The 17,481-nt window shown below is 46.7% G+C and carries 17 protein-coding genes; all 17 read right to left on the bottom strand.

What is annotated here, in order from left to right; translation table 11 throughout:
* Positions 1 to 357: 357 nt before the first annotated feature.
* The 17 genes from KOG47_RS12855 to KOG47_RS12775 all read right to left on the bottom strand — a co-directional run bounded on the left by KOG47_RS12855 (position 358) and on the right by KOG47_RS12775 (position 17,452).
* Positions 358 to 1,458 (bottom strand): hypothetical protein, encoded by a 1,101-nt coding sequence (locus KOG47_RS12855; RefSeq protein WP_214691482.1) that lies wholly within the window; start codon positions 1,456 to 1,458, stop codon positions 358 to 360.
* Between the two features lie 9 nt (positions 1,459 to 1,467).
* Positions 1,468 to 2,274 (bottom strand): hypothetical protein, encoded by an 807-nt coding sequence (locus tag KOG47_RS12850; protein WP_159563558.1) that lies wholly within the window; start codon positions 2,272 to 2,274, stop codon positions 1,468 to 1,470.
* Entirely contained in the window at positions 2,271 to 2,951 is a 681-nt protein-coding gene (locus KOG47_RS12845) for an ATP-binding cassette domain-containing protein (protein ID WP_074037744.1), read from the bottom strand. The genes KOG47_RS12850 and KOG47_RS12845 overlap by 4 nt, the downstream gene beginning before the upstream one ends.
* Positions 2,929 to 3,321: a GntR family transcriptional regulator gene (locus KOG47_RS12840; RefSeq protein ID WP_074037745.1), complete on the bottom strand. Its 393-nt coding sequence runs from the start codon at positions 3,319 to 3,321 to the stop codon at positions 2,929 to 2,931. The genes KOG47_RS12845 and KOG47_RS12840 overlap by 23 nt, the downstream gene beginning before the upstream one ends.
* 139 nt (positions 3,322 to 3,460) lie before the next feature.
* A complete protein-coding gene (locus KOG47_RS12835; protein ID WP_214691481.1) occupies positions 3,461 to 4,051 on the bottom strand; it encodes a kinase in 591 nt (196 codons plus the stop codon).
* A 52-nt stretch (positions 4,052 to 4,103) separates the two neighbouring features.
* A complete protein-coding gene (locus KOG47_RS12830; RefSeq protein WP_074037747.1) occupies positions 4,104 to 5,789 on the bottom strand; it encodes a b(o/a)3-type cytochrome-c oxidase subunit 1 in 1,686 nt (561 codons plus the stop codon).
* On the bottom strand, positions 5,790 to 6,260 hold the full coding sequence (locus tag KOG47_RS12825; protein ID WP_015880821.1) for a cytochrome c oxidase subunit II: 471 nt from the start codon (positions 6,258 to 6,260) through the stop codon (positions 5,790 to 5,792).
* Between the two features lie 24 nt (positions 6,261 to 6,284).
* Entirely contained in the window at positions 6,285 to 6,404 is a 120-nt protein-coding gene (locus KOG47_RS12820) for a cytochrome c oxidase subunit 2A (RefSeq protein ID WP_224863290.1), read from the bottom strand.
* 177 nt (positions 6,405 to 6,581) lie between these two features.
* Positions 6,582 to 7,292: a Crp/Fnr family transcriptional regulator gene (locus tag KOG47_RS12815; RefSeq protein ID WP_015880820.1), complete on the bottom strand. Its 711-nt coding sequence runs from the start codon at positions 7,290 to 7,292 to the stop codon at positions 6,582 to 6,584.
* A gap of 153 nt (positions 7,293 to 7,445) precedes the next feature.
* Positions 7,446 to 8,831, bottom strand: a complete 1,386-nt coding sequence (locus tag KOG47_RS12810; protein WP_215244347.1) for an aldehyde dehydrogenase — start codon at positions 8,829 to 8,831, stop codon at positions 7,446 to 7,448.
* Positions 8,832 to 8,982: 151 nt separating this feature from the next.
* Entirely contained in the window at positions 8,983 to 10,128 is a 1,146-nt protein-coding gene (locus KOG47_RS12805; protein ID WP_159563554.1) for an MFS transporter, read from the bottom strand.
* Positions 10,129 to 10,249: 121 nt separating this feature from the next.
* Positions 10,250 to 10,963: a purine-nucleoside phosphorylase gene (deoD, locus tag KOG47_RS12800; RefSeq protein ID WP_015880817.1), complete on the bottom strand. Its 714-nt coding sequence runs from the start codon at positions 10,961 to 10,963 to the stop codon at positions 10,250 to 10,252.
* 15 nt (positions 10,964 to 10,978) lie between these two features.
* Positions 10,979 to 11,689 (bottom strand): response regulator transcription factor, encoded by a 711-nt coding sequence (locus KOG47_RS12795; protein WP_074037751.1) that lies wholly within the window; start codon positions 11,687 to 11,689, stop codon positions 10,979 to 10,981.
* Entirely contained in the window at positions 11,686 to 13,443 is a 1,758-nt protein-coding gene (locus tag KOG47_RS12790; RefSeq protein ID WP_074037752.1) for a sensor histidine kinase, read from the bottom strand. The genes KOG47_RS12795 and KOG47_RS12790 overlap by 4 nt, the downstream gene beginning before the upstream one ends.
* Positions 13,444 to 13,540: 97 nt before the next feature.
* The gene (locus tag KOG47_RS12785) at positions 13,541 to 14,755 is read right to left on the bottom strand and encodes a M48 family metallopeptidase (protein WP_074037753.1); all 1,215 of its coding nucleotides are present in this window, start codon (positions 14,753 to 14,755) and stop codon (positions 13,541 to 13,543) included.
* Positions 14,756 to 14,853: 98 nt separating this feature from the next.
* Entirely contained in the window at positions 14,854 to 15,954 is a 1,101-nt protein-coding gene (locus tag KOG47_RS12780) for a PQQ-dependent sugar dehydrogenase (protein ID WP_215244346.1), read from the bottom strand.
* Positions 15,955 to 15,991: 37 nt separating this feature from the next.
* On the bottom strand, positions 15,992 to 17,452 hold the full coding sequence (locus tag KOG47_RS12775; RefSeq protein ID WP_214691478.1) for an MDR family MFS transporter: 1,461 nt from the start codon (positions 17,450 to 17,452) through the stop codon (positions 15,992 to 15,994).
* Positions 17,453 to 17,481: the final 29 nt, after the last annotated feature.

Here is a 17,481-nt window from a genome sequence, read left to right as displayed (position 1 = left end):
AAATTACAATGGTTATAACCGCTTTACTATTCTCAGACAAGCCATCCACAAAAAAGTGTATAACAGTAATGGCTGCGAGGAGCAGGATATAAATCCACTCTTTAGTCGAATTTTTCATTTATATAACCTCCCATTCACTCGCAAATTAACATACTGAAATTTGGAATGTAAGCCCGAAAAAGATGTTCTAAGGGGCAAGACATATGTCTATATTTAGAGTTGTACAAAACAAAAAAACGGACAACTATGTCCGCTTAGGCAGTAGATGAGTCATTTTCATCGTTATAACGTTATCGTAGCAATCATCATTCATAATAACTCTGACTTATATTTTGGATGGACCCATCTTTTATATTTTTATCTGACATATACGTCAATCTGTTTGAGCATATCACGCGCTTCTTCATTTTCAGGCGTGATTGCCGCACTCGAGATTTGTTTCCCATCCTCGTATACATCGATGACGACCCCGTCTTTCGCTTGGCGCGTTTGGTAAAGGCGACCATTTTCATAGAATGCGTGATCCACTGAATCAAGAACTTCCCGGGTCGTTTGTTTCCCGGTGTTCAAGTCGATGACAAGTTCCTCGCCGTCCTCATTTAAGGCGAACAGGTTGTGGCCCGACACTGTATAATCCCAAAAGCCTTGCCCTTCTGCCAGTTGAACAACTTTACCCGTTTTTGTATCGTAAGCGAAGAGTCCTGGATCCGGATCCTCAACATTGATTTCCTCTTCCCCTTCTCGGATCACTTCGTACGAGCTGACACCGACAGGGATGTACCGTGTTTCTGCCATCTGTGATAATAAATCAGTAACGTAAAATCGATTCGTATTGATGACATGGGTGATAAATCCTTTATCCATGCTCAATTCTTTGACGGTCACCTCATTCATCGCTTCATTAAACGTAGCGAGCATTGTTTTTTCTTCACCGTCATATCCATCTCGATAGACTAAGTTTAACTGGCCATCATTCAGAAATGCGCCTGCCCACACCCCGTTCACGATGTCGTATATTTTTGAATCACTGGCATCGAATGAAAATGTCGATAACTTTTCTCCATCTTCTTGTTTAAACACGATGAGCTCTTTCATCCCATCCTGACCGACCCCGATATATCCGTCTTCTGTTCGAATCGATTGGGCATACGTCCATCCATTCATGATTCTATGAATGGAACGCGCATCTCCATTCAAACGTTCCCGATATCGCAATCCCTCAGCTATATAGTTCAAATTTGACGTGATGTGACTCTCTTCAGTCGTCACTTCAAACCGCTGTTCAACATCATCCTCTGTGCTATAACTAATCTCTACCACTGCGTCTTCCCACACTGATGGATTCGAACTGATGTCTAACGCCCATTCTGCTTTCGGTTCCGTCGCATCAACGGCAAACGTCCCAAGCCCAATCACGATGACCGCACCGAGCGCGGCCACATTCCACATTCGTTTCATTTTCTCACCTCACACATTCAGTTTCGTCTGTAAAAATCTTCGACCTAGCCAAATCGTCACACTTGCCCATACGACCAATACCATACCGACGTACACGATCGTCTCATCATAAATTAGTCGATTCGACAGGAACGCGTATCCTAAAATTGGAATGGTCAAGATGACAACTAGAATCGACAAGCTAAGTACCGGTGACCACATCGTCCGTTGCCAGAAACTTCGTTCAATCAACACGAATGTGAAGATGAAGAGCACAGCAATCGTGATTATCAATTGATGAATGACAAAGTTGATGAGCGAAGAAGGATACATAACCATTAACATCCCATGGTAGGAAATAGCTTGCTCGAATGAGCCTCCCATCGGTATCATCTTTCCATCAAACCAACTCGTGAACGCTATGTACTGTAATTTGAGGGCAATCCATTCGATGGCAAATAACCCTAACGTCATCATTAAAATGGTAGCGAGTTTAGCGAAGAACAAGGTCATCCGCTTTTGTGGCATCGTGAGCAGTCGCATCATGAACGTCCCTCGTCCTTGAAAATCGCGATACCAGATCCATACGCTGTACAGCAACACGGCAGCAACGGCAATTCCGAGTGATAAAAGATACGGAGTGCCATTTAAGTAATTTAAAAATGATAGTTGATAGTCCGCATTTCCTTCACGTCGCAACTGTTCATAAAAGTTTGTTTCGTCCCATAAAAAGTAACCGAGATATCCAAACTGTATAACGATAAGACCTGCGACTAATGTCAAGAACGGTTTCGTGACACGTTCAACTTCCCAACTCAATAGTTTCAATAGATTCATGCCCCGTACTCCTCTCTCATCACATCGACGATTGACTTCCCGTGAATGAAACGGACATCCTCGACGTCAAACTCACGAACGATGCGTCCGTTATTCAACATGACTGCCTTGTCGATCAAGTACTCGATATCCTCTATTTCATGTGTCGTAATGAGGACGCCCCGGCTCTCCATGATTTCACTTGAGAACAGTTCAACAATCTGTTCTTTCGAAAAGACATCGATTCCTGAGAACGGCTCATCGAGCAATAGATAATCAGGGTCTTGGGCAATGCCGAGCGCAAGATTCGCTTTGGCGAGCGTCCCTTTCGATAACTCGCTCAACTTATCTTCCGGGAATAATTTAAAATCTTCGACGAGACGAGCAAATAATGCCGAATCAAATGTCGGATAAAAATCTTTCATAAACGCCTCACATTGTTCAATCGTGAAATGAATTGGGAACATCGCATGGTCGGCGACAAAGGCGACACGATTCAAATCAATTGGTTTTCCATCAATCAATACCGAACCTTTATCGAAAGGTGTCAATCCCATGATGCCTTTCAATAACGTCGATTTCCCCGTTCCGTTTAGTCCAATGAGGCACGTAATCTCCCCTTTATTCGCTGTGAACGAAACGTCTTCAATAACTTGTTTCCGGCGATAGCGCTTTTTAACTCCCAACACTTCGATCATCGTACGTCCCCTCCTTGTACTGACGTTTAATCTTATCGACCAGCTCGTCTACCGAGACGTCGAGTTCTTGAATCGCTTCCACAAATACCGCGACCGCGTCATCTACAATCTCAGAGCGGATTTGTGCCAATACCGTACCATCTGTCGTTACACGACTCGGTCGATTTCGTTCGGTCGTAATCAATTGTTGGTCCTCCATTTCTTTGAACGCTTTTTGAACGGTGTTCGGATTAATTTTTAAATCATTCGCTAGTTCTCGCCGGGATGGCATTTCATCCCCGGCTTTCAGTTTACCGAGTGCCATCTTCTTCTTGAAGTAGTCGACGACTTGTAGGTAAACTGGTGTCCTCGTATTGAATTGCATGTTCATCACCTTTCTAAGTGTATGACATGGTTAATACACTTCCTAACTGTATTATTAGCGTAATACACTAAGACGTCAATCATTTTTTCAAATTTTCTCCAAACAAAAAACATCTGACACGTGCGTCAGATGTTAAAACGTTCAGTCAGAGCACGCTATCTGCCCCTCTTTTCGGGTCGACGTCCCGAAGATACAAATTTTCTCCTGGCCAGTACCGGCGCTTGTATTTCTCAAGCCGTGTTGTCGGATCACCGAGGTATGTATCCCGGTTCAAAACTCGCTCGTACCGAACTTTTCGGGGACAGTCGAGATAAATCACATAGTCGAAATAAGAACGCCATTCAGGACGTTGTAGAAAAATCCCTTCTACGACAACCGTATGCGCGAATGATACGTCCACGATCTCTTCTGCGATGACATCTCGTTCATACACGTAACGAGGTAACGTCAATTCCGTCATCCCATTCCTCAATGGACGAAACAGTTCACGTTCTAAGCGCGAGACATCCCATTGAAGTGCGTAATACTCCACCGGTTCAGGCTGTCCGGTCTGATAGCGTCTGTCCCGTTCAACGATATAGTCATCGATGTGAAGAACGTAAACACTCGGCTCATTGCTCAAATGTGAGACGAGCGTTGTCTTGCCCGCTCCGCTCAGTCCATCAATCGCTACCAAAAACGGTCGATTCTCTGAGTGCATCGAACGAGCCGCACGGATGACGTCTAATATGTTCATATCGTTCCTCCTCACACAAAAGAAGTCAGCTCACGAATGAGCTGACTTCAGTTTACCAGAGTACCCAACCACGCGCTCCTGGAGGCGCACTCTCAATCAAGTGCCAGATTGGAACGGTGTATGCAAATGCGATCAAGACAAATGTCACGGTAATCCATAGCTTCCAATTCTCGAAGTAACGCGGTGTATCCATCGCCGCCTCTTCTGTCTCAGCGAGCGGGAATTCTTCTTCGCCTTTTGGAGCGAGGAATGACAAGTTGAACATCGAGTAGACGAAGATGAGAACAGAGATGAACAAAATTGTTCCCCCGATTGCCATCATGACATGATATGGGATCCATTCACGCGTCAATGCATCTGAGAAATAAGTTGCCGGACCCGTACGACGTGGGTTCCCGTTCAATCCTGAGATATGCATTGCATAGGACATGATCGCCATACCGAATGCCCATGTTCCTGCTTGAATCAATCCAAGCTTGTTCATCGCCTTCGTCAACGTGCGACCACGTAGGACTGGGACTAGCCAGTACGCTGTTCCGAAGAAGGTTAAGGCGACGGCAGTACCTACTGTGATGTGGAAGTGTCCTGTGACCCATAACGTATTGTGGACCATTGCATTCAATTGGTGCGAAGCGTTGATGATTCCACCTGCGCCAGCCGGGATGAAGAACAACATCCCAACGAAAGGAGCAAGGAAGCGAACATCGCCATATGGCATTTTCTTCACCCATCCGAACAGTCCTTTCGCGCCAAGGGCACGACCTCGAAGTTCAAACGTCGCAAAGAGCGAGAATGCTGTCATAAATGATGGGATGACGACTAAGAACGTCAAGATGACTTGAACGAATTTCCAGAACGGTTCAATCCCTGGCTCTGTCAACTGATGGTGGAAACCGACCGGGAATGAGAAGAGTAGGAACAGCAAGAACGCCATCCGCGCCAACGCATCCGAGAAGATCTTCCCACCAATCACTTTCGGTACGACCGTATACCACACGATGTATGCCGGCATGAGCCAGAAATAAACGAGCGGGTGACCGAAGTACCAGAACAATGTACGAGATAACTCGATTCCGACTGTATCCGTCCATCCTAACGAGAGCGGAAGGAGTTGGAATAAAATCGTTGCTGCAACACCAAGTGTCGCAATGTCCCAAAGAAGCATCGTCATGATACTCATATACGCCGGAAGTGGTGGATGGATACCAGGGTTGTCACGCTTGTAATCCGCATACATGCGGAACATCGCGAAAGACGACAACCATGTCCCGACTACGAATAACACGAGTCCGACATAGAAGAGCGGATCTGCCATGAGCGGCGCATAAAACGTATATAAGACCGTCCCTTTATTGGCCAAAATCATGACGGTTACCATGACAGCACCGATGATCATCGTCCAAAAACCGAGCCAAGCGACACGTGTCGGGAACGATTCAAAGCGACCGAACGACTTCGCCAATAAGGCATATAAAAGACCGATAATGAACATCGTCGTAAAGACGATTCCAAGCATGATCCCGTGCGCAGTCAGAAGTTGATAGTATCCAAAGATTTCAGGAATGACACCCGTCCGAATCAATGTCTGAGTCAATCCAGCTAGCGCCCCAATCAAGATGGCGAGAACGGATACGAGAACATGTCCATAGGCAAGACGTGCCTCTTTTGCTCCGATACTCGGAACCGGTACGCCGCGTTCCATCTCCCATTGCTTCAGTTTAGATGATACGTCATTCATTTATTCCACCACCTTGATTTTAGTCGACATCATGTGATGCCCTGTACCGCAATATTCGTTACACAAGATTAAAAATTCGCCAGCTTCCTCGAATGTGTACGTCAACGAGTTGATATGTCCCGGGACGATCATCATGTTGACCGGCGTACCCGTCAACTGAAATCCGTGGACGACGTCAGGTGATGTCACGAGGAACGTCACTTTTGCCCCTTTTGGAATTTCAACATTCCCTGGTGTGAACGTAAACGCTTGTGCGATCATGACGAGCTCATATTCATTTTCACCAATTTGATGAAGTCCTGGTTTGTCGAACGGAGCCGTCTGATTTACTTTTGCCGGGTCAATCAAGTCTGCATCCGATGCGGGTTGATTACCTGCCGCGAATGCGGATACCCCGAGAACAGTCAGGAAGACTGCGAGCAGAATGATGCCGAATGTAAGCCAATATTTTTCTAGTTTATGAATATGCATGATGAGACCCTCCTCCCTGAATTCTTACCGAGTGACGAATAAGTAAAAGACTGATGACCACATGGCGATGATGACACCCGCCACGATCATGACCGATGTGAACGTTCCTTTTAAATTCGGTTCTTGTCCATCTTTATGTTCCACGTGTAAGACCCCTTTCGCTTGTTTTTCCACCTTTATTGTATGCAATCGCTCTGGTGATAATATGTGATATTTATCACTCCAAAAGTGACAATCACATCAATTTTGCGTAGTTTCAACACATAAAGTTCACATTTGTACAAAACCAATCCACAAAAAACCGCCTCCACATGGGGCGGTTTACAAACGACATATTCCTGCCGGGCAGCCTTCGCAATGGCATAACTCTTTTAAAAAGTCGACATCGCGAATGATGATTGATTTCGTTGTTGTGCTGATGACACCTTCTTTTCGCCACTGACTGATCAATCGATTCACCGTCTCACGCGGTGCTCCAATCAGTTGTCCGAGTTCTCCGTCAGACGGATGACGAGGAATCACGATTGCATCTTCTTCCTCCACTCCATGCATCGCGGCCATTCGAAGTAACGTCGAAGCCAATGCACCAGGTTTTCCATACAACAATAAGTCGCGCACTTTCATTTCGGAATGCTTACGCATCATCGATGTCCAGCGCAAGATTTCTCCGGCAAAACGGATATCGCGCTGCATAAGCGATTCTAACTCTCGTTTTGAAATCGTCCCGATGGTACTCTCTTCAGTCGTTTCGATGCTATACGAACTAGGGAATGTCTCCACGATGTCAAACTCACCAAAGAAATCATCCGATCCATACATGAACATGACGAGTGGATTTCCCTTTTTCGTGATTTTCGTGAATTTGACAGATCCACTCTTCAAATAAAAGAACTTATCACACTTCTCACCTTCCCAACACACGATACTCGCTTTTGGATGATGCTGAAGCGTCATCATTTCGAGTAACAGCTGTTTCGTTTCATCTGAGAATACAAAACTGTTCGGTTGGGTCGTTCCACATTGCATTGACATAGGTCGGTGCTCCCTCCACGTTTCATTCGTCCGTTCCATTTATGACTTTATTATACAGGAGTGTGACAGGGAGTATCATAAAAGTATGTGACATTTCAAACAATCTTTTGAAAATAAAAAGATTCGGGTATGACCCCGAATCTTTACATCGATTCATCGTTGAATCAGTCGAATCAATTGTTCAGCCGGTTTGAAGTTCGGATACCGGACTGGTAAATCAAATTTTGTCGTATTTTTTAAAATAGACTTCGCGTGGCTGAATGTCTCAAAACTCGTTCGCCCATGATAGGCCCCCATTCCGCTCTCGCCCACTCCACCAAACGGTAGATTTGGGTTCGTCAAATGCATGATGACATCGTTCACACACCCGCCACCGAAGGAAAGGTGCTTCATGACGGTTCTTTCCACGTCCTTTGACTCTGTAAAGATATAGAGCGCCAATGGGTGTGGTCGGTCTGAGATGAACTCGATCACTTCATCCAATTGACGATATGGAATGACTGGTAAAATCGGACCGAAAATCTCATCTTTCATCACATCAGCATCTTCATGAAGATTCGTCATGACGGTCGGCGCAATTTTAAGCTCATCCCGGTTCATCTCTCCACCGAACACAAGGTCACCTTCTGTCAAATAGTGAGCCAAACGGTCGAAGTGTGATTCATTGACGATGCGCGTGTATCGTTTCGTGCCGACACCATTCCCAAACATCGCAAACGCCTCTTGTTTAATCGCTTCTAAAAATGCTTCTTGTTGCGATTCGTGGACGAGCACATAGTCTGGTGCGACACATGTTTGACCGGCGTTCATCCATTTACCCCAGGCGACACGTTTTGCCGCAATGGAGACGTTCGCATCTCCGTGAACGATGACTGGTGATTTCCCACCTAGTTCGAGCGTGACTGGCGTCAGATGCTTCGCTGCTGCCTGATTGACGATTCGCCCGACTTGCGTCGATCCCGTGAAGAAGATGTAATCCCATTTTTGTGCCAACAGCTCTTGCGCTGTATCTTTATCCCCTTCGACACTTGCCACATATCGATCGGTGAAGGCACGCTCGAGCACCTGCGTCAGGACACGCGCAACATTCGGCGTCAATTCTGAAGGTTTGACAACGGCTGTATTCCCTGCGGCAATCGCACCAATGAGTGGAGCAACAGCCAATTGGAATGGATAATTCCATGGAGCGATGATCAACACCGTGCCGTACGGCTCATATTGAATCTCACTCTTCATCCCAAGATGAATCGCCGTCCCACGGACACGCTTCGGACGCATCCACCGCTTCAATTCACGCGTCGTTCGTGAAATCTCATCGTAAATAAATCCGATTTCCGTCGTATACGCATCCAATTCGGACTTGTTCAAATCTTCGCGAAGCGCCTCTAGCAAATCCGCTTCATAATGCTTAATGGACTCCTTTAAAAACGTCAGCATGCTCAAACGAAATGCCATCGATTTTGTCGCCTGTGTTTTAAAGAAGCGGCGCTGTTTCTGGACTAGCTCGTCAATCGTCAACTGTTCAATCGGTGCCAGCATGAACTTTCCTCCTTATGATTCATCACATTTATCTCATTTTATCATCGTGTGAAACGTGAATCTAAAAAAACGCTTTCATCAACCTACTATAATACAAAGCGTTTAAATGTTTAAACGCTTAATCATAGAGTAAGCGATTGCTTCCCTCGTGTCAAAACATTCGTACTCTTTTTCGCGCGCTGATCAGAAAGAGCAGGCTTGCGCTCCCTAAAATCAAGCCGGTCAGTGTGAACTGCTGGACGATCGAGAGTGGAAGAACACTTAAGAATGATGACCCCGCTACCGTTCCGAGAGAGAAAAAGGCATAGAACGCCCCGTATGCTTTCCCTCGATTTTGTGGAGAGGTCGATTGGATCAACAACGTATTAATGGCCGGGAATAAAATGGCAAACCCGACACCATATAAGGCAAGTACCCCATACAGGCTAGTTTGTACACCCGATTGTCCAATTAACACCTGGCTTATCCCGATGATAGCCACCCCAAGTGCGGTCAACTTTGTCGGAGAGAATCGATCAAACAATCGGTTCGTCGGCAATAAAAAGAACAGGACGGCTACCACGCCGAACATACTGAGCAATGTCCCGCTCAATCGTGAATCATATCCAAGTTCCTGCACATGGAGCGGCAGTAAAAAGGCGAGCGCCCCTTGAGAAAACATGAGGAAAAAAGCGCCCCAATAGGCACGAAGCACTTTCGGATCCGGTTTTTCCCGTGTCCTCTCTTTTTCTATTATTGTCTCGACCGTTTGACTTCCTCGCATTGTCACAATCGTCACGATGAGAATCACCCAACCGAATAAAGAGACGAATAAAAAGACAGTTGGTGGCGATGTGATGCTTGCGACGATACCGCTGAATGCTGGACCGATAATGGCAGCTAACCCGACGAAACTACCGGTAATGGCGACTTTCTTACCTTGACGGTTCATCGCGGTGACGTTCGCCGACAGCGTAAATGCAGCTGGGACGATGAGTCCGGCCATAAAGCCATGAATACACCGTACAAACAGCAACATAAATGCTGAGTCGACGAACTGATAAGCCAATAAACTGAAGCTCGTCAGAAACAAGCCGAGAACCAAAACCGGATATGGACCATTTCTGTCAGTCCATATACCAGATAACATATTTCCAAACGTGTTCGTCAACGAATAGATTGCAATGGAAAAGCCAGCGATAAACGAGGATGCCCCAACGGATACCGCAAATGTGCTCATGATCGGAAGTTGGGCGAATAAATCAAAAAAGGCAAAGAATACGATTGCATATAATATAAAACGTGATGGAGTTTTCATCGGACAATTCCTCTTTCCCGTGATCTTATTCTTAGTCTAGCTGGTGCTCCACCCGTTTCATAGGGATGAATAGGTTTAGACACAAAAAATCCCTACAGCCAAAGGCTATAGGGAAAATCGCTTAGTTTGTTACTTCGACGGCCGTGTCGAGAGCGACACGAATCATTTCATCAAACGTCGACTGACGCTCTTCTGAAGTCGTCTCTTCACCCGTCAACAAGTGGTCAGAGATCGTGAGGATCGTCAACGCGTTCACTTTATGTTTCGCTGCAAGCGTGTAAAGACCTGCTGCTTCCATCTCGATCGCGAGGCAACCGAAGTCCGCCCATTTCTTGAAGTGATGGAAATCATCTTGATAGAATTGGTCAGCCGTGAAGATTTGTCCGACTTTGACCGGGATACCCGCTTTTTCTGCATTCATATACGCACGATGTAGGAGGTCGAACGTCGCTGTTGGCGCATAGTCCATTCCGTTGAAACGGACACGGTTTTGTCCCATTTCACTTGATGCGCTCATCGCGATAACAACGTCACGTACCTTAACATCTTCTTGAATTCCGCCCGCTGTTCCGACACGGATCAAGTTTTTAGCACCGTACGACATGATGAGTTCATTCACGTAAATCGACATCGATGGGACACCCATCCCTGTACCTTGCACTGAGATGCGTTTTCCTTTGTATGTTCCCGTGAAGCCGTACATGCCACGAACTTCGTTATATAATTCGACGTCTTCTAAAAACGTTTCCGCGATATACTTGGCGCGAAGCGGATCCCCTGGAAGTAATACCGTTTCTGCAATTTGTCCTTCTTGAGCTCCAATGTGTACACTCATGTTTGAATTCCTCCTTTAAGCTTGTCGTTGAACTTGTTCCCGAAATTCGTTCGGAGTAACACCGACTTGTTTTTTAAAGACCTTTCGGAAATATTTGTCGTCCGAAAAGCCGACTGCTTGGGCGACTTCATAGATACGCTGTCTACTCGTTTCTAACAGGCGCTTTGCTTCATTCATCCGAATTGTCAACACGTACTCAGATAGATTCACGCCATATTGTTGTTTAAATCGTCGTGAGATATACTCCCGACTTAAGTAAAACCGTTCACTCATTCCTTGCAAACTCAGCTCTTCCGCAAAGTGCTGTTCAATGTACGTACCAATTTGGGCAATCGGATCTTCACTCGACTCCGTCATCACGCCCGCTAACGCCCGTGACAACGTATCGTTTAGTACATCCGGGTCGATCGGCTTCAACAGATAATCAAAGCTCCCGTACTGGATGGCCCGGCGCATGTACGAATATTCATCGTAACCTGTCAACACAACGAGCTTAGAGGATGAAGCGTGGTCGTGTACCCACTCCATCAGCTCGATTCCATCACAATGTGGCATTTGAATATCCGATAGAATTAAAGCAGGTCGCTCCTGCTCGATGAGCGCCTTTGCCTCAAGTCCGTTCTTCGCCTCGAGTACGGCCTTCACACCGAACCGCTCCCATTCGCCGAGTAATTTCACCGCTTCCCTTACTGGAGATTCATCATCTACAATCAACACTTTCGTCATGATGCCACCCCTTCATCCGTTGCCGGGAAACGCATCATGATTCGAAAACCGCCTGTTTCAGGTGTAGCCAACATAAATTCTGCCTCCCGATTATAGTTTAACATGAGTCGATCACGAATGTTTCGTAATCCTGTACCCTCTGTGTCATAAAATGTCGAGTCCCCTTGTTCAATACGTGACATGACCCGTTCCCATTCTTCCGTCGTCAAGGAACGTCCGCTGTTCTCACAGCGAATCACGAGTGTCGCCCCTTCCATCCAGACCATCACGTCAAATCGATTCGCTAAAGCCGAGCCGTCTCGCTCGAACCCATGTTTGAAAAAGTTCTCTGCGAGCGGCTGTAAAATCATCTTTGGAACAATCAGTTCATGGAGGTCCTCAGGGACTGAGACGCTCACTTGAAACTGATTTGGAAAACGAACGTCTTGCAGGCGAATGTATGAGTTCAAATGCTCGATTTCTCTCTTTAGCGTGACCATCGACTCTTCTGGATGCATCGTATATCGCATCATCGAAGAGAGTTGTGTGATCAATCGATAGACGGTTTTGCCATCTCCCTTTAAAGCCAGTGTGCCGATCGACTGTAACGCATTGAATAAGAAGTGCGGATTAGTTTGCGCCTGTAAGGCACGTAGTTCATTCGTTCGGTTCTCTAAGGCAAGCTTATACTCCCGTTGAATCAGATCGTCGATTCGCTCAATCATCCGCTTGAACTGTCTCCCGAGTACGCCGAACTCATCATTTCCGAGGGAATCGAACGAGACCGTCATATCGCCTTGCTCAATTCGCCAAATGTTCGAGGTCAACGTCTTAATCGGAGTCGTCAGTTTCATCGAGGCGTACGTGGCGCCAATCAATGCCAGAATGAGTGAGATGATTCCGACTAACAAAATAATGAACGATGTTCGTGAAGCCGGTTCCGTCAAGAGCTGATCTGGAATCGACTTCCCGACATAGAATTGCTGATGGTCGAACTCAAATGTTTTCGTGATTTGATGATGATTTCCATCGGTCGAAAGCGATCTCGGTTGAAACGACGAAGGAATCTCGCCATCTCCAAGATGGGCGAACACACGATTGTCCTCACCAACGAACCATAGACTTTCCTCCGGACTATTTTGAAGAGAAGCCAACTGTCCGATGAACAGATCTTCCGGGATATCGAGCGACAGAATCGCGAGCGGTTCGTCCGTTTCAATTTTATCGAGTCTGAAATGGAGGGTGACGACATCTTCTTGTGTCATGATTGGTCCGAAATCATGATACGGAATGAGCGGATGTGACGCTTCAAGCAAGACACGACTTTTCGGATTATTCAACAACTGTCGTTGGACAGCGCTCGGTTCTTTTTTGGAACGCGGTGATACTTTCATTTTATACGCTGCGAATGAATCCATGTCTTCAAGCATCAACAGCTGAATTTGCGCCACGTCTTCCCGGGACAAATACATTGCGAGGAGCGCTCGTCGCACTTCAATCTCCGTTTCTCTTAACGACAGTCCCGGTCCGTATTCCAGTATGTCCAATACGTCACGATCTGCGTATAGGCTAGTCGGCAAGCGACTCAAGTCAGAAATATAGCGTTCCATCTGACGCGTCCCCCGTTCAAGCGACCATTCCGTCATTTCAAGACCGCGTTCACGTTCTCGATCCTCCACATACCAAAATGAAATGATTGTCGCGATAATGACTGGCACGATGATGGTTAATGCAATCATTCCTGTTAACTTTGTCCGAATGCTATTCACCGACATCCCCCCTACCCCATGAGTATATCACGCGTTATGCAAACGTTTGCAAGAATCATAAAAAAGAATCCTCATTTCTTTCGAAACAAGGATTCAGCGACTATTAATAGGATTCCATTAAATCAATGAGTTGTGGTCCGTGTCCCATTTCTCGTGCCACATCAATCGGTGTCATCCCCTCTTCGTTCTCGATGGTCACGTCTGCACCGTGATCAAGTAAGAGGAGGACCGTCTCAGGATCGATGTCGTCATTATAGAACAAGTTATGGAGTGGTGTTTCCCCATATTCGTCTTGAATGTTCACATCCGTCACGTTTGCCAGTTCCGCTTCAATTTCTTCATAACTCGCATTCATGAACGTCAATTCTTGAATCGGTTCACCTAATTCCATTCCCCAATCCTCTTCGAGATCTTCGCTCATTGCCGATGCGACAAAGTCAGATAAATCATCGTTCATGACGAGCAAGGCGATGATTGCTCCGTTACCGATGACAGTCAATAGAATCATCGAAATGATAGAGGCTTTCACATATCCCGCTGTTTTAAAGACCGGTACGTTTTCTTCGCCCGCATGTGTCGCAATCGCTGCAATGCGTTTCGGTAACGTCGGATGCGTCGACAACAGTTCACTATATTTCGCGATGAATCCGTTCTCTCTGCTCGCTTCATACAGATAGTCAAACTCATTCACTTCTTTCGCGAGCGGTCCCCCGATCGCAAGTACGGTCAACGCTTGTTTCGACGCTCCAAAATCTTGAAGATAATGCGCTGCCATCCGGTCACACGTATACTCACATGCACGCGAATAAGCTGATCCTAAAAACGGAATGATGCTACCAAGTAAGACAACCCATTGTTTTTGAACGTGGTTCCGACGAATATGTGCCAATTCATGTGCGATGACAAACTCGACTTCTTTCGCCTGTCCAGTACGTGTCAATTCCACGACATCAGAATATAAGATGACCATATTCTTTTGGAAGAATCGCGTGGCGAAAGCATTTAACACACCACCGGCCTGTAAGATATACACATCTGGCAACAAACGAATCCCCATCTCAGCCCCGACGCGTTGAACCAGCTCATGAAGCTCTGTGAACTGACGAGGCGTCACCTTGACACCGTTCGTCCGAATATACCCGATTTGAATCCAGTGCGTAAACATTGAGAGTGCTACGATCGTCCCGATGATCCACAAGAAAAGACCGAACGATGCAATCGTCAGTACGATTCCTAAAATCAAGACGAGTACGCTTGCTGCGACTAATAATGAGAAGTATAAATTTTCTCGTTTATGTACCAAGTTTGAATGATTCATCTAAATTCCCCTTCTTTTTCCAAAATACATGTTTAATTATACCGTTCCTTCTAGAAGAAACAACGAAAAAAAATAGAAACTGACGGATTCGTCAGTTTCTAGCGGATGGTCACTTGATAGAGTTTGTCGTCTTGCGATTGCGGATTGCCTCGTCCGTCCGTATTGTTCGAAATAAAATACAACGTATCGTCGTTCAACCACACATCACGAATCCGTCCTACCCCTTCGACAATTGTCGTGACTTGCTTCGTTTCACGATCGATGGCCACGAGCCGCTCATCCCGAAGTGTCGCCATGTATACGTACCGTTCATCGGTCGCAATTCCAGATGGTGCCCAAGACGTCTCACCAACTTCAAACCATGGCGTGATGAGACCTTCTCGTTCCTCGTTTGCCTCAATGAGTGGCCATCCATAATTGTTTCCTTCTTCTATCACGTTGACCTCGTCATGTCCACTCGCCCCATGCTCACTCGCATAAAGCGTATCATCCATCCGGCTGAGTCCTTGAGGGTTTCGATGACCGAGCGAATAAATCCAGTCGGTCGGTTCGCCTTCACCCGATAATGGAATTCGTAAAATCTTCCCCGCCAAAGATGACTCGTTTTGAGCAAGTTCTGGCACGAGCGCATCGCCCGTCGTCACCCAAAGATACGCTCCATCGACTAATAGACGTCCACCGTTATGGAAACGTGCCCCTGGTATCTCGTCAATCAAGACACCAGTTTCCTCGAAACGTTCTCCATCCCACGTCAACTCTACCACCCGGTTCTTGACGTCTCTTCCCGATGAACCGTACGTATGATATGCGTAAAGGATGCCACTCGATTCAAAATCGTCGCTCAGCGCGATGCCGAGGAATCCTCCTTCACCAATCTCAAATACGTCTTCGTCCAAGTTCACGTCAGATTGCGTCGCGCTACCGGAATCATCGATTACCGTGATGGTCCCACCACGTTCCGATACGAACCATTTGTCCGCACTTCGAGCGAGTGACCACGGGATCTCTAGATTCTCAGCGACGGCGGTCACTTCCCCGATGTTCAGTTCCGTCTCTTTAGTGGTATTCGATTCTTCAGATGTTGCCGACTCATCACGAGTCGATTCTTCAGCAGGTGGTGGCTCCGTACCTTCGTTCGTCGGTTCTGGCGTACATCCCATAAGAAACAATAGTGTCACAATCCCAATTTGACGTTTCATGTCGGTTCGCCTCCCTTTCCTTCATCATACCCTTGTTTCACGAGCGCTGTGAAGGTTCCGGTGGGCGGGCCGGCAAACGGGTTGCGATGATGAATGCAATCACGGCCGCAATCATCGCCCCGATGAAGATCCCATTCAACCCGGTCGCGATGATTTGTTCACCTTGCAGACGGACAGACGCGCTTAACGTCTCCGTCACACTTTGATTGAAGAAGTCTTCCAAAGACACTTGGGATAAGGAGCTGCTTTCTTTAAAATCATTGAGTACGACAAAGTTAAAGACGGCTCCAAAGACTGCTACACCGAGCGTTTGACCGACCGTACTTAAGAAGGAGTTGGTCGCAGTCGCCGTTCCTCGTTGCTGATAGGAAACGACGGTTTGTAAGACGACGATAAACATCGGCTGTGACAATCCGAATCCTACCCCAATCAAAGCCACCGCACCATATACCCAGAAATCCGAGCTTGATTGAGATAAGAGTGTCAACGTGAGGGTTCCGATGACGAGTAACCCCATACCAACCAACGCGCGACGTCTCGGGGATGCCACACCGAGCGTCCGTCCTCCGATAATCGATGTGAATGTCCATGCAACAGACAACGGCATCAACATGAATCCAGCCTCGGTTGCTGTTTTTCCTAATACTGCTTGCGCCCAAATTGGGATGTAAGCTGACATTGAAACGAGTACCCAAGCTGCAAAAAAGACAGAGCCGTTGATGGCCGCAATCGTTGGTTGCTTGAGCAAATCAAACGGCAATAAAGGAGAGGTTGCTCTTCTTTCCGATAGGAAGAATCCCCCTAACAAAACAAGACTAATTACGCCACTCCCGACGATGGTCGTCGTCCATTCATTCGTTTCACTGAACGTGATCAAGGCGTATAAAAACGCGGTCGTTCCTCCAGCGAACAAGAGAGCACCTTTCAAATCAATCCGCTCGCTCGTTTCAGCGACGGTTTCTTTATAAAAGACGATAATCATGATGAACGAGAGTAACGCAAATGGCACGTTTAATAAGAATACGTAACGCCAAGACAACGTTTCGACCAAAAATCCACCGATGACGGGGCCAAGCACACCCGATACACCCCAGACCGCACTTAGAATTCCTTGAATTTTCCCACGCTCTTCGTATTTATATAAATCTCCAATAATCGTCATCGAAATCGGAAGCACGGCTCCGGCCCCGAGACCTTGCAGCGCCCGAAAGACAATGAGTTGTTCCATCGATGTCGCTAACCCACATAACAATGAAGACACGGTGAACAACCCGATTCCAAACAACAGGACGCGCTTTCGCCCGAATAAGTCTGCCACTTTTCCATAAATCGGTGTCGAAACCGCTGTAAAAAGTAAGAAAGCGGCAAATACCCAGCTGACGAGCGTCGCTCCGTTCAACTCACTGGCAATGACCGGTGTCGCAACCGATACGACCGTCCCTTCAATCGCTGCTAAAAAGGTTGCCAGTAATAGGGCAACCGTCACATTTTTTCTCATTCATTCCATCTCCCCAAAAAAATAGTGGC

Origin of the sequence: Exiguobacterium sp. s121, assembly GCF_018617245.1 — a bacterium.
Classification (GTDB): Bacteria; Bacillota; Bacilli; order Exiguobacteriales; family Exiguobacteriaceae; genus Exiguobacterium; species Exiguobacterium profundum.
This window is presented reverse-complemented; position numbering and strand designations above follow the sequence as displayed.

Coding starts and splice junctions, on each gene's coding strand:
- KOG47_RS12845 (WP_074037744.1), bottom strand. CDS start 2,951: ATGATCGAAGTGTTGGGAGTTAAAAAGCGCTATCGCCGGAAACAAGTT.
- KOG47_RS12855 (WP_214691482.1), bottom strand. CDS start 1,458: ATGAAACGAATGTGGAATGTGGCCGCGCTCGGTGCGGTCATCGTGATT.
- KOG47_RS12810 (WP_215244347.1), bottom strand. CDS start 8,831: ATGCTGGCACCGATTGAACAGTTGACGATTGACGAGCTAGTCCAGAAA.
- KOG47_RS12830 (WP_074037747.1), bottom strand. CDS start 5,789: ATGAATGACGTATCATCTAAACTGAAGCAATGGGAGATGGAACGCGGC.
- KOG47_RS12795 (WP_074037751.1), bottom strand. CDS start 11,689: ATGACGAAAGTGTTGATTGTAGATGATGAATCTCCAGTAAGGGAAGCG.
- KOG47_RS12840 (WP_074037745.1), bottom strand. CDS start 3,321: ATGAACATGCAATTCAATACGAGGACACCAGTTTACCTACAAGTCGTC.
- KOG47_RS12780 (WP_215244346.1), bottom strand. CDS start 15,954: ATGAAACGTCAAATTGGGATTGTGACACTATTGTTTCTTATGGGATGT.
- KOG47_RS12825 (WP_015880821.1), bottom strand. CDS start 6,260: ATGCATATTCATAAACTAGAAAAATATTGGCTTACATTCGGCATCATT.
- KOG47_RS12785 (WP_074037753.1), bottom strand. CDS start 14,755: ATGAATCATTCAAACTTGGTACATAAACGAGAAAATTTATACTTCTCA.
- KOG47_RS12815 (WP_015880820.1), bottom strand. CDS start 7,292: ATGTCAATGCAATGTGGAACGACCCAACCGAACAGTTTTGTATTCTCA.
- deoD (WP_015880817.1), bottom strand. CDS start 10,963: ATGAGTGTACACATTGGAGCTCAAGAAGGACAAATTGCAGAAACGGTA.
- KOG47_RS12850 (WP_159563558.1), bottom strand. CDS start 2,274: ATGAATCTATTGAAACTATTGAGTTGGGAAGTTGAACGTGTCACGAAA.
- KOG47_RS12790 (WP_074037752.1), bottom strand. CDS start 13,443: ATGTCGGTGAATAGCATTCGGACAAAGTTAACAGGAATGATTGCATTA.
- KOG47_RS12835 (WP_214691481.1), bottom strand. CDS start 4,051: ATGAACATATTAGACGTCATCCGTGCGGCTCGTTCGATGCACTCAGAG.
- KOG47_RS12805 (WP_159563554.1), bottom strand. CDS start 10,128: ATGAAAACTCCATCACGTTTTATATTATATGCAATCGTATTCTTTGCC.
- KOG47_RS12775 (WP_214691478.1), bottom strand. CDS start 17,452: ATGAGAAAAAATGTGACGGTTGCCCTATTACTGGCAACCTTTTTAGCA.